Source organism: Tepidibacter hydrothermalis (assembly GCF_029542625.1).
Classification (GTDB): Bacteria; Bacillota; Clostridia; order Peptostreptococcales; family Peptostreptococcaceae; genus Tepidibacter_A; species Tepidibacter_A hydrothermalis.
Map to the genome: position 1 here is coordinate 506,633 of NZ_CP120733.1, position 22,765 is coordinate 529,397.

At 28.5% G+C, this 22,765-nt stretch carries 22 protein-coding genes; 16 read left to right on the forward strand and 6 right to left on the reverse strand.

The annotated features are described in order from the left end of the window. Positions 1–125: 125 nt before the first annotated feature. Positions 126–509 carry a methyl-accepting chemotaxis protein gene (locus tag P4S50_RS02150; RefSeq protein WP_277732861.1) on the forward strand — a complete coding sequence of 128 codons (384 nt, stop codon included), beginning with the start codon at positions 126–128 and terminating at the stop codon, positions 507–509. Positions 510–607: 98 nt separating this feature from the next. Here P4S50_RS02150 and P4S50_RS02155 read toward each other — a convergent pair whose 3' ends face one another. From P4S50_RS02155 to P4S50_RS02165, 3 genes are all read right to left on the reverse strand, one after another. Next, positions 608–1,552: an arsenic resistance protein gene (locus P4S50_RS02155; protein WP_277732862.1), complete on the reverse strand. Its 945-nt coding sequence runs from the start codon at positions 1,550–1,552 to the stop codon at positions 608–610. Between the two features lie 353 nt (positions 1,553–1,905). Further along, complete coding sequence (locus P4S50_RS02160; RefSeq protein WP_277732863.1) at positions 1,906–3,279, reverse strand: FAD-dependent oxidoreductase; 1,374 nt, start codon at positions 3,277–3,279, stop codon at positions 1,906–1,908. 124 nt (positions 3,280–3,403) lie between these two features. Continuing rightward, on the reverse strand, positions 3,404–3,688 hold the full coding sequence (locus P4S50_RS02165; protein WP_277732864.1) for an ArsR/SmtB family transcription factor: 285 nt from the start codon (positions 3,686–3,688) through the stop codon (positions 3,404–3,406). A gap of 503 nt (positions 3,689–4,191) precedes the next feature. On the opposite strand from P4S50_RS02165, the gene P4S50_RS02170 reads away from it, so the two are divergent. From P4S50_RS02170 to P4S50_RS02195, 6 genes are all read left to right on the forward strand, one after another. Beyond that, on the forward strand, positions 4,192–4,671 hold the full coding sequence (locus tag P4S50_RS02170; protein WP_277732865.1) for a hypothetical protein: 480 nt from the start codon (positions 4,192–4,194) through the stop codon (positions 4,669–4,671). A 366-nt stretch (positions 4,672–5,037) separates the two neighbouring features. Next, positions 5,038–5,475: a sigma-70 RNA polymerase sigma factor region 4 domain-containing protein gene (locus tag P4S50_RS02175; RefSeq protein WP_277732866.1), complete on the forward strand. Its 438-nt coding sequence runs from the start codon at positions 5,038–5,040 to the stop codon at positions 5,473–5,475. A 568-nt stretch (positions 5,476–6,043) separates the two neighbouring features. Next, a complete protein-coding gene (locus tag P4S50_RS02180) occupies positions 6,044–8,299 on the forward strand; it encodes an ATP-dependent DNA helicase (RefSeq protein ID WP_277732867.1) in 2,256 nt (751 codons plus the stop codon). After that, on the forward strand, positions 8,292–8,543 hold the full coding sequence (locus P4S50_RS02185) for a hypothetical protein (RefSeq protein ID WP_277732868.1): 252 nt from the start codon (positions 8,292–8,294) through the stop codon (positions 8,541–8,543). Before P4S50_RS02180 ends, P4S50_RS02185 begins: the two co-directional genes overlap by 8 nt. A 276-nt stretch (positions 8,544–8,819) precedes the next feature. Continuing rightward, the gene (locus P4S50_RS02190) at positions 8,820–10,562 is read left to right on the forward strand and encodes a recombinase family protein (protein WP_277732869.1); all 1,743 of its coding nucleotides are present in this window, start codon (positions 8,820–8,822) and stop codon (positions 10,560–10,562) included. 642 nt (positions 10,563–11,204) lie between these two features. After that, positions 11,205–12,029: a hypothetical protein gene (locus tag P4S50_RS02195; RefSeq protein WP_277732870.1), complete on the forward strand. Its 825-nt coding sequence runs from the start codon at positions 11,205–11,207 to the stop codon at positions 12,027–12,029. Positions 12,030–12,168: 139 nt separating this feature from the next. Here P4S50_RS02195 and P4S50_RS02200 read toward each other — a convergent pair whose 3' ends face one another. The 3 genes from P4S50_RS02200 to P4S50_RS02210 form a co-directional block, all read right to left on the reverse strand. Further along, positions 12,169–12,579: a hypothetical protein gene (locus P4S50_RS02200; RefSeq protein WP_277732871.1), complete on the reverse strand. Its 411-nt coding sequence runs from the start codon at positions 12,577–12,579 to the stop codon at positions 12,169–12,171. Positions 12,580–12,674: 95 nt separating this feature from the next. Next, on the reverse strand, positions 12,675–13,301 hold the full coding sequence (locus tag P4S50_RS02205) for a DJ-1/PfpI family protein (protein WP_277732872.1): 627 nt from the start codon (positions 13,299–13,301) through the stop codon (positions 12,675–12,677). A gap of 53 nt (positions 13,302–13,354) precedes the next feature. Next, entirely contained in the window at positions 13,355–14,284 is a 930-nt protein-coding gene (locus tag P4S50_RS02210; protein ID WP_277732873.1) for a helix-turn-helix transcriptional regulator, read from the reverse strand. Between the two features lie 532 nt (positions 14,285–14,816). Between P4S50_RS02210 and P4S50_RS02215 the strand changes: the two genes are divergently transcribed. The 9 genes from P4S50_RS02215 (at position 14,817) to P4S50_RS02255 (ending at position 22,750) form a co-directional block, all read left to right on the forward strand. Then, positions 14,817–15,080: a CD3324 family protein gene (locus P4S50_RS02215; protein WP_277732874.1), complete on the forward strand. Its 264-nt coding sequence runs from the start codon at positions 14,817–14,819 to the stop codon at positions 15,078–15,080. A gap of 302 nt (positions 15,081–15,382) precedes the next feature. Continuing rightward, the gene (locus tag P4S50_RS02220; protein WP_277732875.1) at positions 15,383–16,309 is read left to right on the forward strand and encodes a serine hydrolase domain-containing protein; all 927 of its coding nucleotides are present in this window, start codon (positions 15,383–15,385) and stop codon (positions 16,307–16,309) included. A 166-nt stretch (positions 16,310–16,475) separates the two neighbouring features. After that, positions 16,476–17,585 (forward strand): C45 family autoproteolytic acyltransferase/hydolase, encoded by a 1,110-nt coding sequence (locus P4S50_RS02225; RefSeq protein ID WP_277732876.1) that lies wholly within the window; start codon positions 16,476–16,478, stop codon positions 17,583–17,585. A gap of 18 nt (positions 17,586–17,603) precedes the next feature. Next, positions 17,604–18,467, forward strand: coding sequence for an AraC family transcriptional regulator (locus P4S50_RS02230; protein WP_277732877.1), 864 nt, complete (start codon positions 17,604–17,606; stop codon positions 18,465–18,467). A gap of 268 nt (positions 18,468–18,735) precedes the next feature. Next, on the forward strand, positions 18,736–19,254 hold the full coding sequence (locus P4S50_RS02235) for an RNA polymerase sigma factor (RefSeq protein WP_277732878.1): 519 nt from the start codon (positions 18,736–18,738) through the stop codon (positions 19,252–19,254). Then, complete coding sequence (locus P4S50_RS02240; RefSeq protein ID WP_277732879.1) at positions 19,251–20,558, forward strand: DUF4179 domain-containing protein; 1,308 nt, start codon at positions 19,251–19,253, stop codon at positions 20,556–20,558. The genes P4S50_RS02235 and P4S50_RS02240 overlap by 4 nt, the downstream gene beginning before the upstream one ends. Before the next feature lie 118 nt (positions 20,559–20,676). Next, positions 20,677–20,958 carry a hypothetical protein gene (locus tag P4S50_RS02245; RefSeq protein WP_277732880.1) on the forward strand — a complete coding sequence of 94 codons (282 nt, stop codon included), beginning with the start codon at positions 20,677–20,679 and terminating at the stop codon, positions 20,956–20,958. A 335-nt stretch (positions 20,959–21,293) separates the two neighbouring features. Further along, entirely contained in the window at positions 21,294–21,818 is a 525-nt protein-coding gene (locus tag P4S50_RS02250) for an RNA polymerase sigma factor (protein ID WP_277734653.1), read from the forward strand. A gap of 56 nt (positions 21,819–21,874) precedes the next feature. Then, entirely contained in the window at positions 21,875–22,750 is an 876-nt protein-coding gene (locus P4S50_RS02255; RefSeq protein ID WP_277732881.1) for a hypothetical protein, read from the forward strand. Positions 22,751–22,765 lie beyond the last annotated feature (15 nt).

The following is a 22,765-nucleotide window of genomic DNA, read 5'->3' on the forward strand; positions in this document are numbered from 1 at the left end:
ATATAAAGTCTATTTTTTCATCTTCAAGTATAATTGAACCATTAATAGACTTATTAAAAGAAATGAAATTATCTACTACACAAATTTCATCTAATGCAGAAAAAATTTCGTTTTTGGGTGAAAGTATGATTTCTACAGTAAATAGTTCTTTAGCAAAAGTAAAAGAGACAGATCAAATAATTAGTTTTGTAAAACAAGTTGCCAAACAAACAAATTTATTAGGACTAAATGCAGCTATAGAGGCTGCCAGAGTTGGCGAATCAGGTAGAGGATTTTCTATTGTAGCTGAGGAAATAAGAAAACTTGCGATTTTGAGTAATGAATCAGTAAGTGAGATAGCTTATGTATTAAAAGATGTTCAAGAAGGTGTTAGGAAAATATTAGAAACGGTAAAAGAAAATGAGCAATTAAAGAAAATACAAGTAGAAAAAACCGAACAAATGACTGAAAAAATAAATGAAATATCCTATTTAACAGATAATCTAAAGGACTTTGCAAATAAATTATAAAAAATATGATTCACTAAAAAAACTATGATATTTTTTTACAAGAAAAGATCATAGTTTTTTTATGAATTATACTAGTTTTTTAATTAAGAACCTTATTGTTACTTTACTAATTTTATATACCATGCAGCCATTTGCACTTGAAAAATATAAGCAACTGCAATAATCAATGCGATATTTGAACCTTCAGATGGAAATGCAGTCATTGCAATAGCTAAGGCAACACTAAGATTTCTCATCACTGTGCCATAAACTAGAGCTATAGCATCTTCCAATGAGAAAAACAAACGTCCGATTATTGTTGTAATACTAAAATTAACTACATAAAATAAAATAATTGGTACAATAAGCAAAAGTATTATAGAAGGATTATTAATAATTGTTTTTGCTTTTAGTGCTGTTGCAACAAATATTATTCCTATTACACCAAGGCTAGATAAAAGAGGAAATCTCATCTTCCATTCATTATTATATTTTTCAGTTCCAATGTTATTAATCATTATATGACGGAAGGTTGATCCTGCAATCATTGGAATTAATACAACAATAAGAATTTGTCGTATAATTTTAAATATAGGTATGGATACAGTAGTACCTAGATATATTTTTAAAATAAATGGAGCAATTAGTGCCCCAAGTAAAAGAGCAACAATAGTAATTTTAATTGCAGCATGTACATTTCCTTTAGCGAATCCAGTCCAAGAAATGGTCATGCCAGAAGTAGGAAGTACCGACATTAGCATAAAGCCTACAAAAATCATAGGTTGATCTTTAAAAAATAATGAGCCAATTAGAAATGCAATAAATGGAATTAAAATAAAATTGATTCCTTGAGATGTAACAATCAACTTACCATTTCCTTTATTTAGCAATTCTTTATAATTTAAATTTACCATCATAGGAAAAACCATTAAAAAAGTAAGCGGTGTAATTAATACATTTAAAGATTTTGAATCAAAAAAATAACCGAAAATCAAACCAAATACCATAGATGTAAGAATACTTTTTGCTAGGTGTTTTTTAAATTTGCGTAATAGATTCCACATTAGTAATCGCCATCCTCTCATTATGCATACTATATCGTTATATCTAGATATTAAGATATAGTATATGATATATAAGTTTTGGGATTATGTCAATAACAAAATTTAGAATTTCTCCAAACTAGAAATGTAAAACATATTAATTCTTACGAATGTAGTGATTTCAAAGACATTATAACCATTAACATTAGTTTTTCCTAAAGCTTTAGTAATATTCTAAACTGATTTAGCATCTTCAAAAAAATAACTAACCAATATGCTAGTCTATTTTTCAGCATACTGCATCATCAGAACTCTGTGATACCCAAAATATAGGCAAAATTAAAGAGACGTGATAAACGTCTCTTTAACCTTACTTATATTTGAAAGTCTTTATTTAAATGTTTACAGTTTTTCGTAATAGCTTCCATAGATGCTGCGTTAATAGGATAAGCAATAGGAGATGCTGAAACCAAAGGATGTGTTGCCACCTGGAAAGTATTTAATTCAGATGCTGTAATTTCCTTCTGTATAGCAAGACTTAATACATTAATCATCTCACCTACTGTATCCCCTCCTGAAATTTGAGCACCCAGAATTACTCCAGAACATTTTGAAAAGATTAATTTTATATTTATTTTTTGTGCATTTGGCAAAGAACCAGGATGTTTATCAAAAGTAGAAAATTCTCCTATCATAAGACTAAATCCTTCTTCTTTTGCTTTTGCTTCTGTCATTCCTGCTGCTGCATAAGTTCGACCAAAAAGTTTGGTAGAAAATGCGCTTATTGTTCCTTTATTCTGTCTGATTAATCTTAATTGAAAAACATTACATCCTGCTATTTTTGCTTCTGTTGCAGCAGTAGATGCTAACAGTACAGGTACATTTTTCCCTGTAAAGAAACACTTTTTATCTGCACAGTCTCCTACAGCAAAAATATTTGGATCAGAAGTTCTCATATATTGGTCAATTATAATTGAACCTTTTTCATTCAACTGAATACCTGCGTCTTTGGCTAGTTGAGCATTTGGTTTAACACCCATTCCTAGTATTACCACATCTGCTTTGATTTTTTCTCCATTATTTAGTTCAACTTCTTGTACTTTATCATCACCTAATATCTTTTTCACCTTAGTTTTAGTTTTTATTTCAATTCCATTTTTTTTGAGAGTTCCTTCAATTTCATCTGTAAATGTTTTATCAAATGCTTGCCATAAACATGCATCTGCCAATTCAACTAATGTTACATTTTTATTTAATGATTTCATTTGTTCAGCAAATTCTACTCCTATAAACCCTCCTCCAATCACCACAATATTATTAAAGTTCTGAACTTTTTCTAATATATTTTTCAAATATGATTCATCTTTTAAAACAGCATACACATTTTCTAGGTCATATCCAGGTATAAATGTTGGAGTAATAGGAAGAGATCCTGTAGCAATAATTAATTTTTTGTATTGAACTACATCATTATTTTTTGTTTCTACTATTTTATTTTCTCTATCAATTTTTACTACTTTGTCAATTATAAGTTCAATATCATTGTTCATTAACATTCTATCAGGAATAACATTTTTGCTAGTGTCTTTTAATGTTCCAAAAATATATGGAATTCCACATGGCACCATTACTTTTTCAGTATCACGTATTAAAGTGATTTTTACATTTCCATAAACTTTTCTAGCAGTAGTTGCACTTAATAAACCGCCAGCACTTCCTCCTATTACTAATAAATCAGTTTTTTGCATATTCATTCCTCTTTCCCTTTCGTTTTAATAACTATAGTATTTTCTTTTAATTATATGTTTATGTATTGAAATATCAATATATTACAATATAGCAATATACAAATTTTAAAAAATAATAGAAATTCTAAAACAGAACTTCTATTATTTTCTTTACGTCTTCATTACAAACAGAATATATTATTTTTAATCCATTTCTATCTCCGTTAATAATTCCAACTGATTTTAACTTTGAAATATGCTGAGAAATAGTAGATTGAGGCATGTCTAAACAATTATACATATTCGTAACATTGCTAGAACCTTTTTCTAATAATCTCTTTACAATACATAACCTAACAGGGTGTGATAATATTTTTAAAATTTCAGCTTTTTTAATAAATATGTTTGGATTATCACTATATATTTCCATATATATTCCTCCATTTGTAAAAATACTATATTTAAATATTACAATATAGTTTATAAAAAGTCAAACATATAACAACACAAACATATGTATCTAATTAAAGACTAAGGGGAGTTAAATAGCTTTGTACTAAGTCTAAAAAAGTAAGACTTAAAGGTGAAATTCAATATATTTCTTTACATTGTGGAAGAATATATTATCCAACTATCAATAAAGATTTTATGCTTAACTGTTCCATTACATGAAATACAGAGAAATGGAGAAAAAATAAATAAATCGATAAAATTACATATTACCAGCTATGTCTAACAAAGCCATTTTTTAATCGTTGATACGTCATTATAACTAACATATAATATAAGTATGTTAGTTATAACGACATATATTTTGATTTATCATTGAAAAATAACAATGTTAAATTAAGAATGGTGCTAAAAATAGCAAGAATTTTAAAGTACGGAAAGCTATACCGATAATCATATTACTGGAGAAGGAGTTAAGGAGCTATGAAAAGAAATATAAATTTTGACAATGAAAAAGCTTATCATAAAACAAAGCTACTTCTTAAGATATACAGAGATGTTGTATGGAGTATTGAAGACAGGGTAGCTGAAATTGAAGAAGAATATTATGAAATGGGAAGTAATAGTTTAGTAGAAGCATTAGAGTATTTAGATGAGTATAATTCTAATATGAATAGAAAAAAACTTGAAGATGAACTATGTTCTGTTTTTAAAAGTAAATTGCTTATAGAAATTGTGGACAAAGCTTTGTTAAAAGTTAAGAAATATCCTGATTATGGTGATATTTATTTTGAAATTATCTATAAACAATATATTCAGAAAAATAAGTATCCTGAAAAGTATATTATACAAGTTTTAAATTTTGAAAGAACAACCTTTTATAAGAGAAAGAAAGAAGCTATAAAATTAATGGGAGTAGCATTATGGGGATATGTTTTACCAGAACTTAAAGGACTATGGTAGTATTAATCTTAATTAGAGCTGAACTAAAAGTGAACAAAATATCTACAAAAAAAGTACTGTATGTGAATTGTTTAAATGCTAATATATTTATAGTGGGAAGTTTTATACCGAAAAGCCCCGATTATCAAGTCTTATTGAAAGATAAGACTTGATAATCGGGGCTTTTTTTATACTCAGAATTCTCATCTATTCAATTAAATAACAGGTCTATAAAATGAGGTGCAAGATTTTATCTTGTGCCTTTTTTTGTTGCCAATTTTAAGGAGGGCATAAGAGTGAAGATACATATTTTTTACTTTACACGTGGTCCATAATCTTCAAATTTGAATTTAACAATCAAAAAAATCAAATTTGGAGGTAAGAAGAATGAGTAAATCAGATGATGGGCAAGCAGGTAAAAGAAAGAAATTTTTTATTCCTATAGATGGGAAATTATATGAAACAAGTGAAGAAATTTATAAGACTTATTACAGCATGGATAGACGTGAACGTTATTTAGAAGAACGCAGCAGAAAACATGAATTATCCTATGAGGGCTTAACAGATGTTGATTATCCAGTTGAAGAAAAGATGGTTAATAAACCTAAAAATGTTGATGATGATGTTATAACATCCATATTAATTGAAAAAATGCTTGTGGTAATTACAAAATTATCACAGGAAGAGAAACAGCTCATTCAGGAGCTGTTTTTTTGTGGGAAAAGTGAAGTTGCATTAGCAAAAGAAATAGGTGTTGCAAGGACAACCCTTCAATCACGAAAATATAAAATTCTCTCAAAAATAAAAAAACTACTAAAAAATTAAAAAAAGTTTCGGCACCCCCCCTCATTTTTTGGCTTAAGAAGTGAGGGGGTATTTTTTATCCTCATGTTCTTTGATAAATAGCAGAAATTATTATTCTGCTTATATCCAATATTTTAGGTACGTTACCTTGCGTCCGAAGGGAAAGCGACATAAACAGATACGCCAAGACTGTTAATAACAAGAGCGAGAAATATCTGGTTTTAAATTATCTAATGGTATAGATAATTCGCCATGATTCGCAGGGGAAAATTAGAACGATACTTCTGTCAAGTCCTAAATCACAAATGGATGGCAGCTCGCACAGAACGTGACGAGAGAATACAGCCTTAGTCTGGAAGCCAATGGCTTTGGTTGATTTTATGAGGTCACTAACCAATGACCGCCTAAAATATTGCCCTATATTATAGGGGTGCTGGGAGCAAATATGATTACAAATTTCAAAACAAATATAAGGATACTTAACAGTAGAATCATAAGGCAAAGCAAGGGTTATTAATGTTTTGCCCTATGATTCTGCTGTTAAGTAAAAAACAATTGACTATGTTGATTGAAAGTAGAGGAGAAAAAGATGGACAGCTTACGAAGAAGTTACAACACAGATGTTATTGTAAAAAAAATAAAAAGATTAGATTGGATACCTGATACTGCTACGGGAGTATTTATGATTAAGGATTGTATTTTAATTCAGAATTATACGGGTAAAACGTACACATATAAAGCAATAAATTTTATAAGTGGAGAACAACAATATCTATTTCACAGGAAAAATCCAGTTACTCATGATGATTCTAAAAAGATTACCATGAAATTAATGAAATTACCTTTCTTTAATATGGAATATCCTAAAAGTGGAATAGAGATGATTGATTATATATTTACAGTAATATTCCCTATGTATGGATACACAGTTAGAAAAGAGCAAGTTAATCTTTCAAAGCATATGTTTAAAGCTATGGAAGAAGAAAAGATTTCAATGAGTGATATTGCAGTTGGTTTGGGAAAAACCCACGCTTATCTTGTAGCAGCTATTGTACACAATATTTTCATTAGAGAAAGTATTGGTACTAGACCAATGCCAATGATTATATCTACATCAAGCATAGAATTACAAAGAGCGATTATCAGAGATTATATCCCTGAGATATCAAAAATGTTATATGAAAATGGAATTATAACAAACCCAATTACTTGTGTTTTAAGAAAAGGTAAGGAGAATTATCTTTGTGAAAATAGATTAAAGGATTATTTTAATACTTTAGATCCAAGTAAAAAAAGAATGAGTGAATACAAGGCATTAAAAAGATTAATTAAAGACATAGAAATTGATTTAGATGAAGTCAAAGGTATTAGCAATTATGATAAACGAAGGATTTGCGTAAAGACTACTAATTGTTTTAAGTGCAGGAAGCATAAAAGTTGTTCTTATCAAAACTTCATGACTAATGCTAGGAAACCCCATTATCATTTTCAAATTTGTAACCATAATTATTTTTTTGCAGATATATTAAAAAGAAAGAAGGGATTGATACCCTTATTTCCAGAGTACAAGGCGGTAATTATAGATGAAGCTCATAAATTAATAGGAGCAGCTGGGCAAATGTATGGTGCATTTATTAAACAAAATGAAATTAATAGTTTAATGAAAAAAGCAATACCACAAAATGCTAAAACAAAGATGAAAAAAAATATTGCTAAAATATGTAAAGATACTATTGCTTATAATAATTTATTTTTTAAGGAACTTATTCATCAAATACCTAAGAATTTGTATATTGATGATACTGAAAAATTTGAAACGATAATTACTTCAAGGGCAAATGTATTGATGAAAAAAGTATTAGCTAATCTTGAAGAATTGTTGAAACTTCTACCAGATAAAGATAAAAAATTATTATTTGATATAAGAAGGATAGTAGAAGAAATAAAAGCATTTATGCATTGCAATATAATTTACTGGATTGAAAATCCTAATGCAAAGGGACAAACAGTTTTATCTTCAATACCCAAAACACTTAGCCAAGAAATAAGCAAAGATCTTTGGTGCATAGATAGATCAATGCTATTAACATCAGGAACAATTGCTGTTGATGGTGATTTTCATTATATAAAGAAGAAACTAGGATTAAATCTTGTGAATAGGAATAAAATTCTAGAGATCAGTAAATCATCACCCTTTAATTTTCGTGAAAACTGCATGATATATATGGCTAATAACATTCCTTTTCCAAATGGTGATAATGAAAAATATATAAAAAGGGTCGCTGAAGAAACTTATAAACTGATAAAGGCTTCAGCAGGACATGCACTTGTTTTATTTACATCATATAAACCACTAAGGAAAGTATATAAATATTTATCGGAACAGATAACCGATATACCACTTATTGAAATGAGTAGAGGGAAAAGTAATGCTGTTTTGGAATTTAAGAAAAGTAAAAAGGGTGTATTACTTGCAACAGGTAGTATGTGGGAAGGGGTTAATATCCCTGGAGATATATTATCCCACTTAATTATTGTAAAACTACCATTTCCTATACCTGATCCAATTAGTGAATATGAAAAAACACTTTATGATGATATGGAAGAGTATAAGAATTCCATATTGATTCCTAAAATGTTAATTAAGCTGAGACAAGGTGCAGGAAGGCTTATAAGAAGTGAAATGGATACAGGTATAATTTCCATACTTGATGTAAGAGCAAGTAGAAAAGGAAATTATCATGATGCAGTAATAAATGCACTTCCAAAGTGTAAAGTTACGAAAGAATTAGGTGAGATTGAGAGATTTATTATAGAAAAAAAGGATAAGTCATATTTTGAATAAGAAAAATTTTGGAGCAAGAGCGAATAGAGTTCTTGTTTTTTTATTGATAAAAAGAGCTGATAAAACATTGGCTCTTAATTTTTTAGGAGGAAATCAAATGGATAATATACTAAAATTTTGTGAACAGTTAGCTTTATTAAATCAATTGAAAAATAAGAATTTAGTTACAAAATATGAATACGATAAGATTAAGGAATATATAAAGAAGAAATATAATATAGGTGTTTATGCTATGGAACTATAATAAATAAAAGAGTAAGATGGGGCTGTCGCATTAAGAAATTCATATACAAGATATTGGATTATGAAACAATCATAAATACAATATCTTGTAGAATTTATTTTTAGTGCGACAGCCCCTTTTTTGAAATGTTAAAGAATAGATTAAATAAATTGAACGATATCTGGAGTATCAATATTGTCTATGCTATAATTGACATACAACTGAATAAGAACACGGATAAAAAATTGGTTAATGTTTATATATAGAATTTGAAAATGAGAAGAGAAGGGTGATGTTATGTCGAATGTAAAAGTTATAGAAGCAAGAAAAGAAACAAGAAGAAATAGAAAAGTAGTTCTTCAGCAAAGTAGAGTGGCAGCATATTGTAGAGTAAGTACTGATTCAGAAGAACAAAAACTCAGTTACAATTCACAGGTTAAGTATTACAAAGAAATGGTAAAATCCAATCCTGAGTGGGAATTAGTTGATATATATGCGGATGAAGGTATATCTGGGACACAAGCAAGTAAAAGAATGGATTTTCAAAGAATGATAAATGATGCTGTAGATGGTAAAATCGATTTAATTATTACTAAGTCCATTTCAAGATTTGCAAGGAATACTTTGGATACGCTAAAATATGTAAGACTTCTTAAAGAAAAAAATATTGCTATAATGTTTGAAAAAGAAAATATTAATACATTGACTATGAATGGTGAAATGCTGCTTGTAATACTTAGTTCATTGGCTCAACAAGAAAGCGAATCTATTTCAGCTAACGTAAAAATGGGTTTGAAGATGAAGATGAAGAGAGGAGAACTTGTAGGATATAATGGATGCTTAGGATATGATTACAATAAGGAAGATAAAAGTATATCTATCAATGAAGAAGAAGCAGAGATTGTAAGATATATCTTCAAAAGATATATTGAAGGAGCAGGAGCTTTTGTTATTGCAAAAGAACTTACTAAGCTAGAATATAAAACAAAAAGAGGTAGCACCAAGTGGCATGAAAGTACTATAAGAGGAATTATAAAAAATGAAAAGTATAAGGGCGATGTACTTTTAGGAAAAACATTTACTGTTGATCCAATAACCCATAGAAGGTTAGAAAACTTTGGAGAAGAAGAAAAATATTATGTAGAAAATCACCATGAACCTATTATTTCAGAAGAAATGTTTGAAAAAGCCCAAATGATAATGAAAAAAAGAAGTTCAAGACATAATAACAAAGGAAGAAATGAAAAGTTTAGTAGGAAACATGCATTCAGCAGCTTATGCAAATGTAGCTATTGTGGAGGAACATTAATAAGAAGGAAATGGCATAGTGGTACAAATCATGAAAAGTTTACTTGGCAATGTAGTACAAGCATAAGAAATGGTAGAAAAGCATGTGCTCATAGTAAAGCAATTGATGAAAATATATTTAAAAAGGCTTTTGTGCAAGGGTATAATAGACTGAGCACTAATAATAGAGATATGATTAGCGAATTCCTAGATAATGTTGAAAAGGCACTCGATGTACCGAAATGTCAAGAAGAATTATCAAAGATCAAATGTGAAATTTCTAAAGTTGAAGATAAAGGGCAAAATTTAGTAGAGCTAAGAATCAATGAAAAAATAGCTTTAGATGTATATGAACAAAAGTATGATGAAATTAATAATAAGCTAAAAGAATTAAATGAAGCAAAAAGAGAGATAGCATTATCATTAGATGGAGAAAAATCTATTTCAAATAGAATTAAGAATTTTAGAAATGCATTTGATAAGAATGAAAAAATGGATGAGTTTGATAGAGATATATTTGAAAGTCTTGTTGAGAAAGTTGTTGTGGGCAGTCAAGATGAAGAAGGAAATCCTAAGCCATATACAATCTATTTTGTACTTAAAGCAGGACTAAAATTTGATGAAGAAGTTTTGAAAAATTTAAAGAATAATGACCTAAGTGAGCTGGGATTTAAACCGTTCTCTTTACAAAGTGACGAGGCATTAATTCCGTGTTTACATACAACAAACGAGCCATGTGGAGTGTGTAGCTAGAATAGTTAAAAAATAATGAATTAAAAAGATTAAAGAATAAAATAAGCAAAATCATGTGCTTATGAGCAAAACAAATGGTATTAAAATAACGGTAATGTGTTAACGTTTTTATAAAACTAAGTATTACATCTTATTGAATATCCTAAAAGTTCTAAACTCCCTAACGGTCAGACAACGAACTTTATTAACGGATATTCAAACGCTGTAACACAAGTTTTATAGAAAAACGCCTAAATCATTACCTAACATTTTAATACCATTTATTTTTTTGTGTTGTAGTTATAATTATGGTAATGTTAAAATCCAGACACATAGATATTTAAAACAAAACATTTTTCTTTTACCGTCAACTTTGCCTGCTTCAAAATACTAGTATAAGGTATTTCACTTTTTTCTGTTCTTTAATTATTATATTTTAGTTTCTATATCTATAATATAATAAATCATAAAATATTACTAAATAGAAATAAAAAATTCTATTAAATTTTTTAAACTTAATGTATAAAAGAATTTAACAATAGAATAAGATTTGTTTACATATAAGGAATAAAAAGGTAAAATTTAAATATCTAAGGGAAGGTGGATATCAAATGAGAGAACACTTAAAAATACAAGTATAATTATGTTAGGAGTGTAAAAATAATGACGATCAAATCAAGAAAATTACAACTTGCAAAACATGAACTGGATTTAAATAAATTTATGGATAGATTAAAAGAAAAACCATATATAATGTACCCGAAAGAATATAGCGAATATGTAAGAACAGGCATAACGGTAATTCTTATATGTTTGATAACATTAATTATACTTTTATTTTGCTTCAAAGAATTTTATATTGAGGATGGGATGAAAGATAGTTTTCATTTTGCAATATTTTTTATAGTAATGACGTGTAGTATCTGTTCAATTTATATTATTAATATAATTGGTCTTATTACAAGAAAAATAAAGATAGAACTTGGAGAAAATTATGTGAAGTTTACAGGCATTTTAAGAACAAGAATTATTTATACTGATGATATTAAATCAATTACTGAGAAAAGTGTGTATAGGCAACCACAAATGAAAAATGTGCATATAAAAAGAAAGAAAAATTATTCAAATAAAAGTAATAGAATCATTCGTTTTCAAGATTGGTGGTTTGATGAAAAGGATATGAGAAAATTATTTTATTATATAAATACATACAGTAGAAGAACAAAAGCTAAAAAGCTAATAGATGATCAAGGTATTAATATTACAGATTTTAATGGGAAATTTTTTCAAAACAATATGTTTATATATGATGAAATGCATAATACATACATATGTCCAAATAAAAAGAAATTAATACCTACCTCTCGCAAAACTACAACGGGAAAACAAATATATTCTTCTATCGATTATATTTGTGCAGGTTGTCAACTTAAAGAAAAATGTTTAAAGCCTAATAAAAAAGTAAGGATTATAGCTAAAAAAAATTAACAGTATCTACAGAAGATACTGTTTTTTTATTATAGAATTAATTATACATATATAATTATCATTACACTATTTTATTTAAAAATAACAATTCAAGATAACTAATAAGATTGTGCATAAATTTTACGTTTCTTATAAGTAATTACAATGTACTAAGGTGTATAACATCTTTGTATATAGGATGACTTAGAATATCTTTATCAAGCAATCCAAACTTACTTAAATCACCCATTATAGAGTGTGAAAATTCAATTGTATCTATTTTAGATCCATAAGGGTTATTATCTGTAGACTCCTTAATCGATAAATTTTCAAAGGAAATATCTATATCTTCTGATTCCTCAAGTTCATCGTCACAAGAAATTATATTTTTATATCCTTTCAATGTAATTAACTTATCTTCATTAAGAAACCATTTGAATAAGATAATATCGTAGTATAGTGGTCTCATATAAGCTATAAACCCCGTTCCTTCTTCCGTAAATCCAATAATTGTATCTTCAAAATTATCATAATAAAATATGTCTGATGACCATAATCCTATTAAATTCATTATATTTTCTCCAATCTATTTCTTATATCATAAAACAGTCTTTGATTTTTTTAATACCATTTATTTTTTTATTTATTGATATAATTCTACTTAGGTTAAATACTCTGTGAAATAAGCTCGGTATAGTATTTAGGGTCACCGGTAGAATAATAGTTGTACCATGATTCAATAGTTTCACAAGGGAAAACATTCAAATATTGTATAATGTGTTTTGCCCATAATAAACCTCCTGCTGAGCTTGCAGTTATCAAGTTGCAATCAGCAAAAGCTGGAGAATCAACATATAACTCTTTACCATTATATTGTTTTGAAAATAATGTTAGGTAATCTAAAGAATTACTTGTATGCTTGAATTTATTTAAGGCTTTTAAATCAGCCAAAGCAAGTGTTGCTCCACATATAGCTGCTACAAGAATGCCCTTATCTATATATGATAAGGCTTTTTGTAAAATGTGATTGTTTTCTTCGTTTTTCCATGTTTCTGCACCAGGTAAGAGTAAGGCAGCTATATTATTCTCATCTATTTCATCTAACAAACAGTCTGGAGTAATAGTTAGTCCACCGATTGTCTTTATTGGATTTTTAGTAGTGCTAACGGTTTTAATTACAAATTCTCTATTTTGTTTTTTTAACATAGATTCCATACTAATAGCTTGTAGAATATAGCTAACTTCCCATTCAGCCATGGCTTCTAGAATATAAAGATATATAATTTTTTTCATTTTATTCCTCCTCAGATTAATTTAAAAACATTATAACATAAGAATAGTGACACCTATATGTCACTATTACTATAATTTTTTATTAAAGTTTTTTTCAAATGTTCTCTAATTTTTTCTTGGTAGGATAAAGGTGAAAGGACTTTGATTTTTTCTCCAAAACCTAAAATTATAGAAAACATAATAAAATCATTTTCTTTTATAGCAACTTTTTTAACTATAGATGATTCTGATATATTGATAATATCACCATGAAAATATTCATTAATTAAAGTTTCGATCTCCTTAGAATATTCAATAGTAATATATATATTATCGTTATCTCTTTTTTCTTCGTATTCATCAAGTAACTTTTCTACATTGTAATTATTATCAAAATACTCATCACTTATTTCTAAATTTTTCATTCTTACTATCTTAAACATACGAAAATTACTTTTTTCTAAATCATAACCAAAAGCATACCAAGAGTACCATTTATAGAAAACATGTACGATATTACATTTAACTATTCGAGTATCACTATTAAGGTTAGTATATTCGAATAAGATGGTTTTATTATTTTGAATAGCTTCTTTTAACATAGAAATGTATGAAATTATACTTTTGTTTTCATTTACTATAGAAAAATCAATATTTAGTGAATTATTATTATTTTTATCAGAATATATATGTTTTACTTTTTCATATGTTTCATGAACCTTTTTTTCACCATAAACACTTTTCAAGCTTTGTAAAGCGAGTAGAATATATTCAGAGTTTGTATTATCAATTATTTTTTCATTTAGTTTATAATTACGATTAATTGAATACCCACCTTTAGATCCTATTTCAGAATAGATTGGAATGCCTGCTAATGTTAATGTATTTATATCACGAATAATGGTTCTTCGAGAAACATTAAAATGTTCAGCTAAAGTATTTGCACTAACATTATCCCTATTTATTATATAAAACAATATTCCTAACAACCTTTCGATTTTCATAATATCACCTCGATTAAATATATTTAAATTTTATAGTGTTACTTAATAAAGAGCAACGAATTTCAGCAAATTAAAACTGCTTATTTGGTATTTTTATATTGATAAAGAAATAAATAGTTAATATAGTGATTATAATTACATATTAAAAAGTTGGCTTTTTTATAACGAATAGGAAATTATATTCTTTTTTAACTTATGGGTAAATATAATTTTCGTTATGAGTTTCAAAAAAGTTTACATTTAAGATTCTTCTAAAGAAGAACTTTTTTATATAAAATATTGACATAGATTTAATATTAAAGTCATGGTTAGTATATACATATTTATGTAAGACAAAATAGAGAGTATAAATATAAAGAGAGGTGTTAAAATTATGAGAGTAATTGTAGTTTATAAACTCCATGTAAAGTCTGTAAAATAAGCGTCGATGATGCTTTATATGGAGTTTAAATTATAATAAAATAATCATCGACTTTTATTTTAATAAACAGGCTTTACATCCTTAATCATTAATAATTAAGGGGTGAAGTTGATGAAATACATAAAAGCATGTGATATACTTCCAGAACATCTTATTACTGAAATTCAAAAATATGTTGAAGGACATACAATATATATCCCAAGTAAAATAGGTACTCGTAAATCTTGGGGTGAAAAAAATGGAACAAAGCAAGAATACATTAAGCGTAATAATGAGATTCGAATTGCTTATAAACGTGGGAATTCAATAGATAAATTATCAGAAAAATACTGTCTTTCAGTTTATACTATTAAGAAAATTATATATTCACGTTAATAAATACCCCATGTAAAATTTATTTTCACATGGGGTATTTTATTTTTTATTCTTGAGGAAATTATATCATTTTTTGTTTTGTAGATAATTTGTTGAAAAAGCTAAATTTGCACTATTTTTAAGCAATGGAGCCTGTAAGGATCGTTGGCGACATGAGTCACCGAGGTAGCGAGTAGACGAATTTTTTATTATAAAAATATTAGGTATATATTTTTTAATAGTGTTGTTTTAAAATTATGAGAGTAATTTTATACGAACGAAGAACTATTAAAAGAAATATATAATTAATGGAGATGATTGTAATGAATAATAAATTGTTAAATGATTTAGTAGTATCCGTAAAAAAACAAAATCTGAACGTACTAAATGTTGTTGTTCGTCAAGATGGTGATATAATTGCTAAGCATGATTTTGAAGAAGAAAAGCCTACTCTTTTGTGGTCAGTAAGTAAAACATTTACTTCAATGGCAGTTGGTATTGCAATTAGTGAGGGTTACTTTAAAATAAATGATTACGTTATAGATTTTTTTCCTGATATTCAACATGTAGGCATGAATGAATATCTTAAAAAGATGACTATACATGATTTACTTTGTATGGGAACTGGGCATATAGAATGCCCAGTGATGAAAGCTGATTGGAGTGAGGGTAAGAGTTGGGATATTTGCCAATTGTTCGTTGATGAACCGATTGTATTTGAACCTGGAACTCATTTTACATATAACAATTCTGCAACTTATATGCTTTCAAAAATTATAAGTCTTACTACAGGTGTTAACTTAGATGAATACTTAGATAAAAAAATATTTCAACACTTGGATATACCCAGACCAAAATGGGATACATGTCCAAAAGGAATCCCACAAGGCTTTTCAGGGTTATATTTAACAGCAGAGCAATTATCAAGATTTGGACAATTAATTCTTGATAAAGGGGTTTGGAAGGATAAGCAACTTATTCCATCAAATTATATAGAGCAAGCAACATCTGTTCAAATTGAAACTAGTGATTTTAATCCATACTTTGCAACTGCAGATCATCATCAAGGATATGGATATCAAATATGGATGAACTCATATCTTAATTCATATCGTATGGACGGTTCGTATGGTCAATATGTTGTAATGTTACCAGATAAGAATGCTGTTATAACATATGTTTCAAATGAGCCTCAAAATATGATAGGAGTTCTTGAACTTACATGGGATACATTAATAGATAAACTATAACTAGATTGAGGATTATATATTTAATGGAAAAATGGGTTTGTTAAGTCAAATGCATATAGTTATTATGCATATAGAAAAAAGAGAAACATAGCAGAAAATATCATGTAGTTTTCCTACTAATTAGATAAAATACAAATAAATTAGATCAAGGAAAGAGGTAAACTATATGGAAAAAGCAAGAGTGAATATTTTTGAATTGTGTGGTACGAACTATGAGATAGGCTATCATCTCGGAAAAATAGCTATAAACTACCCACAATTTATCGAAATGCAAAAGTGTCCACCTGGAACTTTCACAGAAAAGAGGGCAAAAGAAATGACCGAGATGTTTGACCAATATTGTCCTGGACTGAACGAAGAACTGCAAGGTTTCGCAGATGCTATCGGGGAAACACGCTTACAGATGGTTTATTATGCTATGACCTATTTAACTCCAGGCTGTTCTTTACTTGCGGTACTTCCAAAGCTGACGGCAAATGGTCATGTTATGGTAGCTCGTAATTATGAGTTTTCTCATAAAATGGATGACTTCTCTTTTTGTAAAACAAAGGTTAAAGGAAAATATGATCACATGGGTGGAAGTGTCATGCAGTTTGGACGAAGCGAGGGAATAAACGAATGTGGGTTGATGGTTGGTCAGACTTCTTGTGGTATGCCTGTTGGTAACATGGAAATTATGCGTAAACCAGCTATCACAGGTTTACAGTTTTGGGCGGTGATACGTTCTCTGTTAGAAAATTGTAAAGATGTAAACGAAGCGTTACAATCTCTGATGGATATGCCGATTGCATATAATATTAATCTGATCCTTGCCGATAAGTTTGGCAGAGCTGCTTTGTTTGAAACATTGGATGGAAAAAAAGCCGTGCAGGAAATTGACGGAACTACTACGAAGCAATATATCCACTCAACAAATCATGCACATCTGCCTGAGATAGCGGAAATTGAGCCATTGGCTATGGAACATTCAGTTTGCCGATATGAGTTTATAAAGAACTACATGGATCATACAAATCAATTAACGGATAAAAATTTGAAAGACCTTCTTCTTTCAGAATATCCTACGGGGCTGTGTTGCCATTGGTATGATGAGTTTTTCGGAACAATCAAAAGTATGGTCTTTGATGTTACACTCGGAAAAGTAGATATTTGTTGGGGAGGTATTGCTACAAATGGGTGGAAAACATATTCTTTAGATGCGGATATGCAAGTAGAAAATTTCATGGTTGATATTGAGGTTAAACATCCTACTTTTGAGTTTAACAGGTTAATTTAAGCAAAAAGGAGGGATCGTATGGAATATCTAAACACATTTGAAAGGGCAATTATTTATATTGAAAATCATCTTGGTGAGGATATTAATGTGAGTGATGTAGCAAAGGAAGCTGGATATTCCTACTATCATCTTACACGTATCTTCCAATCTCTGCTGGGAGAGAATATCGGAAATTATATTCAAAAACGTCGTCTTTCTAATGGGGCAAAGCAACTTCTATACAGTGACAAGAAAATTATCAGCATCGCATTAGAGAACGGGTTTGACTCACCAGAAGCATTCAGCAGGGCATTTAAAGCTGTATATAGGGTAAGTCCTAAAGAATATCGCAATAACCGATTGGAGGTTTTTATTGGTAATAAGAAAGAAATCAGTATGGATTTGTTAAAACACATTACCACAAGCATTACTGTTCAGCCTGAAATTAAATATATTGATGATATTTATGTGGCAGGTATTCATGGGGTATCTTCAATAAATGATATTTATTCTCTATGGCAGAGATTTGAAGATGTAGTAGATATAATACCTAACAAGCATCATTCAAAACGAACATTTGGGATATGTGAGCAGTTGCAGGAAACTCATACATTAAATTACGATATGGATTTTTCAGAAGTGATTGGTATGGAAGTTACCTGTTATGATAATCTGCCCGATGGCATTGTAGCTAAAACAATACCTGCTGGGAAATATGCGGTATTTACTCACAGAGGGCTGCTTAGTGAAATTCTTAAAACCTATGAATATATATGGGGAACTTGGGTTTTGATTACAAAAGAAGTTCTTGATGAAAGAGCGGATTTTGAATTGTATGATAAACGATTTTTGGGACGGGATAATGAGCAATCCGAGATGGATATTTATATTCCGATTAAATAGAGGACAAAATATTGAATAAAAAATATTTCTTTGATGGCATGATAGCTACTTCTTAACAAGTTAAGAAGTAGCACAACGTTGCTTTGGTCTGAATTCCTTTTAGTAGATGTATAGATTCAATACTTCTATTAGGAGGGATTTTTTTGCCTAAAAAAAGTATAGTAATGAACCTTTTAAGGATTATAATACTCTTATATATGTAATTCATACTTTAAAATTATGAAAAACTTCAATTATGGACTTTGAAATGAGGAATGGTGGTGATAATTTGGATACAGAATCGTTAGTAAAAAAAGCAAAAAAAGGAGATAAAAATGCTTTAGTTAAGCTTATAATGGATAAAAAGCAAGATTACTATAAAATTGCTTATGTATATATGAAAAATAGTGAAGATACTATGGATGCTATGGAAGATATGATTGTAGTTTTATATCAAAATATTCATAAATTAAAAAAGGAAAAAGCTTTTTATAGTTGGAGTAAGAAAATTTTAGTTAATTGTTGTAAGAATCTTTTAAGGAAAAATAATAAAGTAGTTTTATTAGAAAATACAAAGGAAGAGGCTTATGAAGAAAATTTTCATAGTAAAGAGACCGGAATTATACTTGAAGAACATTTGTCAAAACTCAATGAAAAACATAGAGAAGTAATTAAACTTCGTTATTACTTGGATATGGATTATAAAACTATATCACAGGTTCTAAAAATACCAACGGGTACGGTAAAATCTCGTATATCAAATGGACTCAAGAAATTAAAAGTAAGTTTAGGAGGTGAAAACTTATGAGAGAAATAGAAGAATTATTAAAAAATAATAAAGAGAAAATAGATAACTTAGTATTACCAGATGAGTTAGAAGATAGATTAAGAGGAGCTTTAGAAAACCAGGAAAAGAAAAGTAAAAGCAATAATAAATGGATATTTAAGGTTGCGTCTATATTAATATTAATAATATTGATAAGTTACAATTTTGATACGCTAGCTTACTTTAGCAAGAAAATTACTGGATTTGATCCAGTTATGAACAGTACATTAAAAGAATTAAATGAAATAGGAAAAGGGCAAGTTATTGGGAAGAGCTTTACCTTTGAAAATGGTATAAGTGTAACATTAGATGCGGTTATGGTAGATGATAATCAATTATTGCTATTTTATACTGAAAAATTCGATGAAGGCAATATCGGTGAAAATGGAATAGAATCGATCATGTCAATAGATGGTTTTATGGGAACCCTTCATGAGAAGGGAGGTCAGGGGATTATGAATGATGAAAAAACAGAAATGAAATGGATAATAAGTTTTGATGCACCTAAATTTTTTCAGAAAGAGTTTAAGTGGGAATTTGGTATTGTTGAAGGTGGTAAAACGAAAAGAGGAGAAATTACCTTCACTTTAGACAGAAGCAAAGCCATGGGTTGTACTTTGAAAAGTAGGATAAATAAAAGTGTGAAGTTAAATGATAGGAAAATAAAATTTGATTCAATTCAAGCATCAGAAACTTCTACAGTCATTAAAGGAAGCATACAGAATATTTTCCAATTAGCTTTGGACCAGGTAAGTGACAATAGAATTAGACCAGAAAGTTTAGAATTGAAGTTAATTGCTAATGGGAAAGAGTTACAGTGGCAAGGCAAAGGTATGAGTACGAACTTTGATGGTATCAAATTTGACTATGAATTTGAGCCATTACCAAAACATTTAGATGATCTTAAAATAAAGGTTATAGGCTTAATAGCTGATTATGATGAAGATAAAATCGTTGATATTGTTGTGGGAGATAATATTAAAACTATTAATATTCAGGATCAAAATATTATAATAAATAAAGTTTATGAAAGTGATAAGGAGACCTTTGTAACTATTACAACAGAGGATCATGTAGTTCTGTCAAGAATTTTTCTTATGATAGATGGTAAAAAAGTAGAACTTCAAAATACTATTTCTAATAACAATGAAAAGAAAAGAGATGGAGTTATAACTCATACTAGAACACTAAAATTTGTAGGTACAGGAGAAAAATTAGAATTAAAAATCGAAAGAATAAAATATAAAAAAACGGTGAATGAGGTTATTGATATACCAGTTAAATAATAGTTGAACAGTATAAAGTTAAGATAAGTTTTAATAAATATTTAAGTATATTACAATCTAAATAAGGTCAATAATATTACTATAAGAACTTAATTGTTCAAAAGGGGGAATTATAGTAATGGTTAATTTAGATAATATAGAAAAAAATGAACAAACCAATCAGTACATTGAAAAGTATAATTTAAAAGTTAAAGAAATAATAAAATTATTTAATTTTGAAAATATGATTATTTATTCTGATGAAAATGAACGATTCAAGTTTTTACAAGAAGGTATGTACATAACACAGGATAATAAAATTATGAAACGCTATAAAAAAGAGTATATTGAAGAATTAATAGCATTTTTGATTTTTAGAGAAGATGACAGTATTGAACTTGACCTAACTTCTATAGCATAAAACAATATAGAAAATACAGATAACTGAGTTTTTTAGGTATTAGATTAATAGATAAAAATTATATATTAAGAGCAGAGACTTTATAACTAAAGTCTCTGCTCTTTTTTATGCTTAGCGTAACTACATAATTTTTGTTTTGTTGATAACTGGTTAAGAAAGAGATACTTGCAACTATTTTTAAGCAACGGAGCCTGTAAGGGTCGTTGGCGACATGAGTCACCGCGTTAGCGAGTAGACGAATTTTTGTTAAACTTTTTTTTACAATAGATGTTACAATAAGCAAATGTGGACATAAACAAAATAGAGAGGGGGGAGCTGTTCTGGATAAGTTTTTTATTACATTATGTGAAAGATATCATTCGAAAATTTTAAAATATCTATATTACTCCATAGGAAATATAGAAGATGCTAAAGATATTACTCAAGAAGTATTTGTTATAGTCTACAATCGTATAGATGAATTGCAAAATCATGAAAATATAGGTGGATTTATTTATCAGACAGCAAAATTTCTAGCTGCTAATTTTAAGAGAAAAACCATTAAAAAGAATTCAAAGGAAACCTCAATTAATATGGAAATAGGAAGTAAAGAGTCGGACTTATATGAAAAAATGATAATGATTTATGATAGTGAAATTGATGAAAGTAAGTATGTAGATAACGTATTATTAATGCTTTCAGAAGATAAACAGCGACTTTATAAACTATATTATATTGAAAATAAGACTTATAAAGAAATATCTAAAATACTCAATGTCAATGAAACAAGCTTACGCATGAGATATATGAGATTGAGGAGAGAAATAAAAAAAATAACACACCATGTAGCTAAAGAAAAATTTGTTACAGAGGAGTATTGATGACATATATTAAGTGATTGGATGTGAGCTCAATCCTAATCAAAAGGAGGTATTTAATGAAAGATAATTTAAAAAACACTCCAAGATTTGAAAGTATAAATAGTGAACTTGATAAGGCTATTGATCAGATGGATATCCTTGAAATTGAAAAACAACTTGAAAAATTATCTGAAGAAAAACCATTACCTTATTCAATAGAGGATAGTAAAATCTTTGCAAAAAGGATTATAGAACAAAATAAGAAAGGATATGGGAGTATGAGAAGAAGCGTAAAAAAATCAGTGATATTAGTAGCTTGTATAGTGTTAACTATAGGTGTAACAGTAGTTTATGGAACAGACCTATTTAAAAATTTCAAATTTTACAATCAAGAAACAACAGTTGAAATAAGAACAAATCAAAATATAAGTGAAGAGGAAGCTGCAAGTATGGCAAAGGAAGCAGAAGATGATTATAATTCACCATCTACACAAGGTACAACTGAGGAGAATGAACTAAATAAATTTGCTAACATAAAAGAAGTTGAAGAAAGTATAGGGATAAAAATTACTTTGCCTTCATATGTTCCACAAGATTTTGAAATGAAAAAAGATATATTGGTTCAGAATTCATTTGATAATAATCACAATATATATATTAGCTATATGTCAAAAGAAAAAAAGAATCGATTATTTGAAGTGTCAATAATAACACAAAAGCAACCTGAAGACAGTACAATTGTAACTGTAACCGATACAGTACATGAAGGTGAATATAAGACGCCATCTGGTACTAAATATTCAATATTAAAGGAAGATGAAGGAATTATTGCTACGACAGATATTAACAATATAGTATATAGCTTGATTTTCACAGGAGTGAATGAAGAAGAAATGCATAAAGTGATTAATAGTGTTGATTTAAGTGGTTACATGATGTACGGTAAACAGTAAGATAAGTAATAACGG

Bases quoted from the DNA above. Each gene is read 5' to 3' on its own strand.
- P4S50_RS02150 (WP_277732861.1), top strand. From the start codon at position 126: ATGATTTCTACAGTAAATAGTTCTTTAGCAAAAGTAAAAGAGACAGAT.
- P4S50_RS02155 (WP_277732862.1), bottom strand. From the start codon at position 1,552: ATGTGGAATCTATTACGCAAATTTAAAAAACACCTAGCAAAAAGTATT.
- P4S50_RS02160 (WP_277732863.1), bottom strand. From the start codon at position 3,279: ATGCAAAAAACTGATTTATTAGTAATAGGAGGAAGTGCTGGCGGTTTA.
- P4S50_RS02165 (WP_277732864.1), bottom strand. From the start codon at position 3,688: ATGGAAATATATAGTGATAATCCAAACATATTTATTAAAAAAGCTGAA.
- P4S50_RS02170 (WP_277732865.1), top strand. From the start codon at position 4,192: ATGAAAAGAAATATAAATTTTGACAATGAAAAAGCTTATCATAAAACA.
- P4S50_RS02175 (WP_277732866.1), top strand. From the start codon at position 5,038: ATGAGTAAATCAGATGATGGGCAAGCAGGTAAAAGAAAGAAATTTTTT.
- P4S50_RS02180 (WP_277732867.1), top strand. From the start codon at position 6,044: ATGGACAGCTTACGAAGAAGTTACAACACAGATGTTATTGTAAAAAAA.
- P4S50_RS02190 (WP_277732869.1), top strand. From the start codon at position 8,820: ATGTCGAATGTAAAAGTTATAGAAGCAAGAAAAGAAACAAGAAGAAAT.
- P4S50_RS02195 (WP_277732870.1), top strand. From the start codon at position 11,205: ATGACGATCAAATCAAGAAAATTACAACTTGCAAAACATGAACTGGAT.
- P4S50_RS02200 (WP_277732871.1), bottom strand. From the start codon at position 12,579: ATGAATTTAATAGGATTATGGTCATCAGACATATTTTATTATGATAAT.
- P4S50_RS02205 (WP_277732872.1), bottom strand. From the start codon at position 13,301: ATGAAAAAAATTATATATCTTTATATTCTAGAAGCCATGGCTGAATGG.
- P4S50_RS02210 (WP_277732873.1), bottom strand. From the start codon at position 14,284: ATGAAAATCGAAAGGTTGTTAGGAATATTGTTTTATATAATAAATAGG.
- P4S50_RS02215 (WP_277732874.1), top strand. From the start codon at position 14,817: ATGAAATACATAAAAGCATGTGATATACTTCCAGAACATCTTATTACT.
- P4S50_RS02220 (WP_277732875.1), top strand. From the start codon at position 15,383: ATGAATAATAAATTGTTAAATGATTTAGTAGTATCCGTAAAAAAACAA.
- P4S50_RS02225 (WP_277732876.1), top strand. From the start codon at position 16,476: ATGGAAAAAGCAAGAGTGAATATTTTTGAATTGTGTGGTACGAACTAT.
- P4S50_RS02230 (WP_277732877.1), top strand. From the start codon at position 17,604: ATGGAATATCTAAACACATTTGAAAGGGCAATTATTTATATTGAAAAT.
- P4S50_RS02240 (WP_277732879.1), top strand. From the start codon at position 19,251: ATGAGAGAAATAGAAGAATTATTAAAAAATAATAAAGAGAAAATAGAT.
- P4S50_RS02245 (WP_277732880.1), top strand. From the start codon at position 20,677: ATGGTTAATTTAGATAATATAGAAAAAAATGAACAAACCAATCAGTAC.
- P4S50_RS02255 (WP_277732881.1), top strand. From the start codon at position 21,875: ATGAAAGATAATTTAAAAAACACTCCAAGATTTGAAAGTATAAATAGT.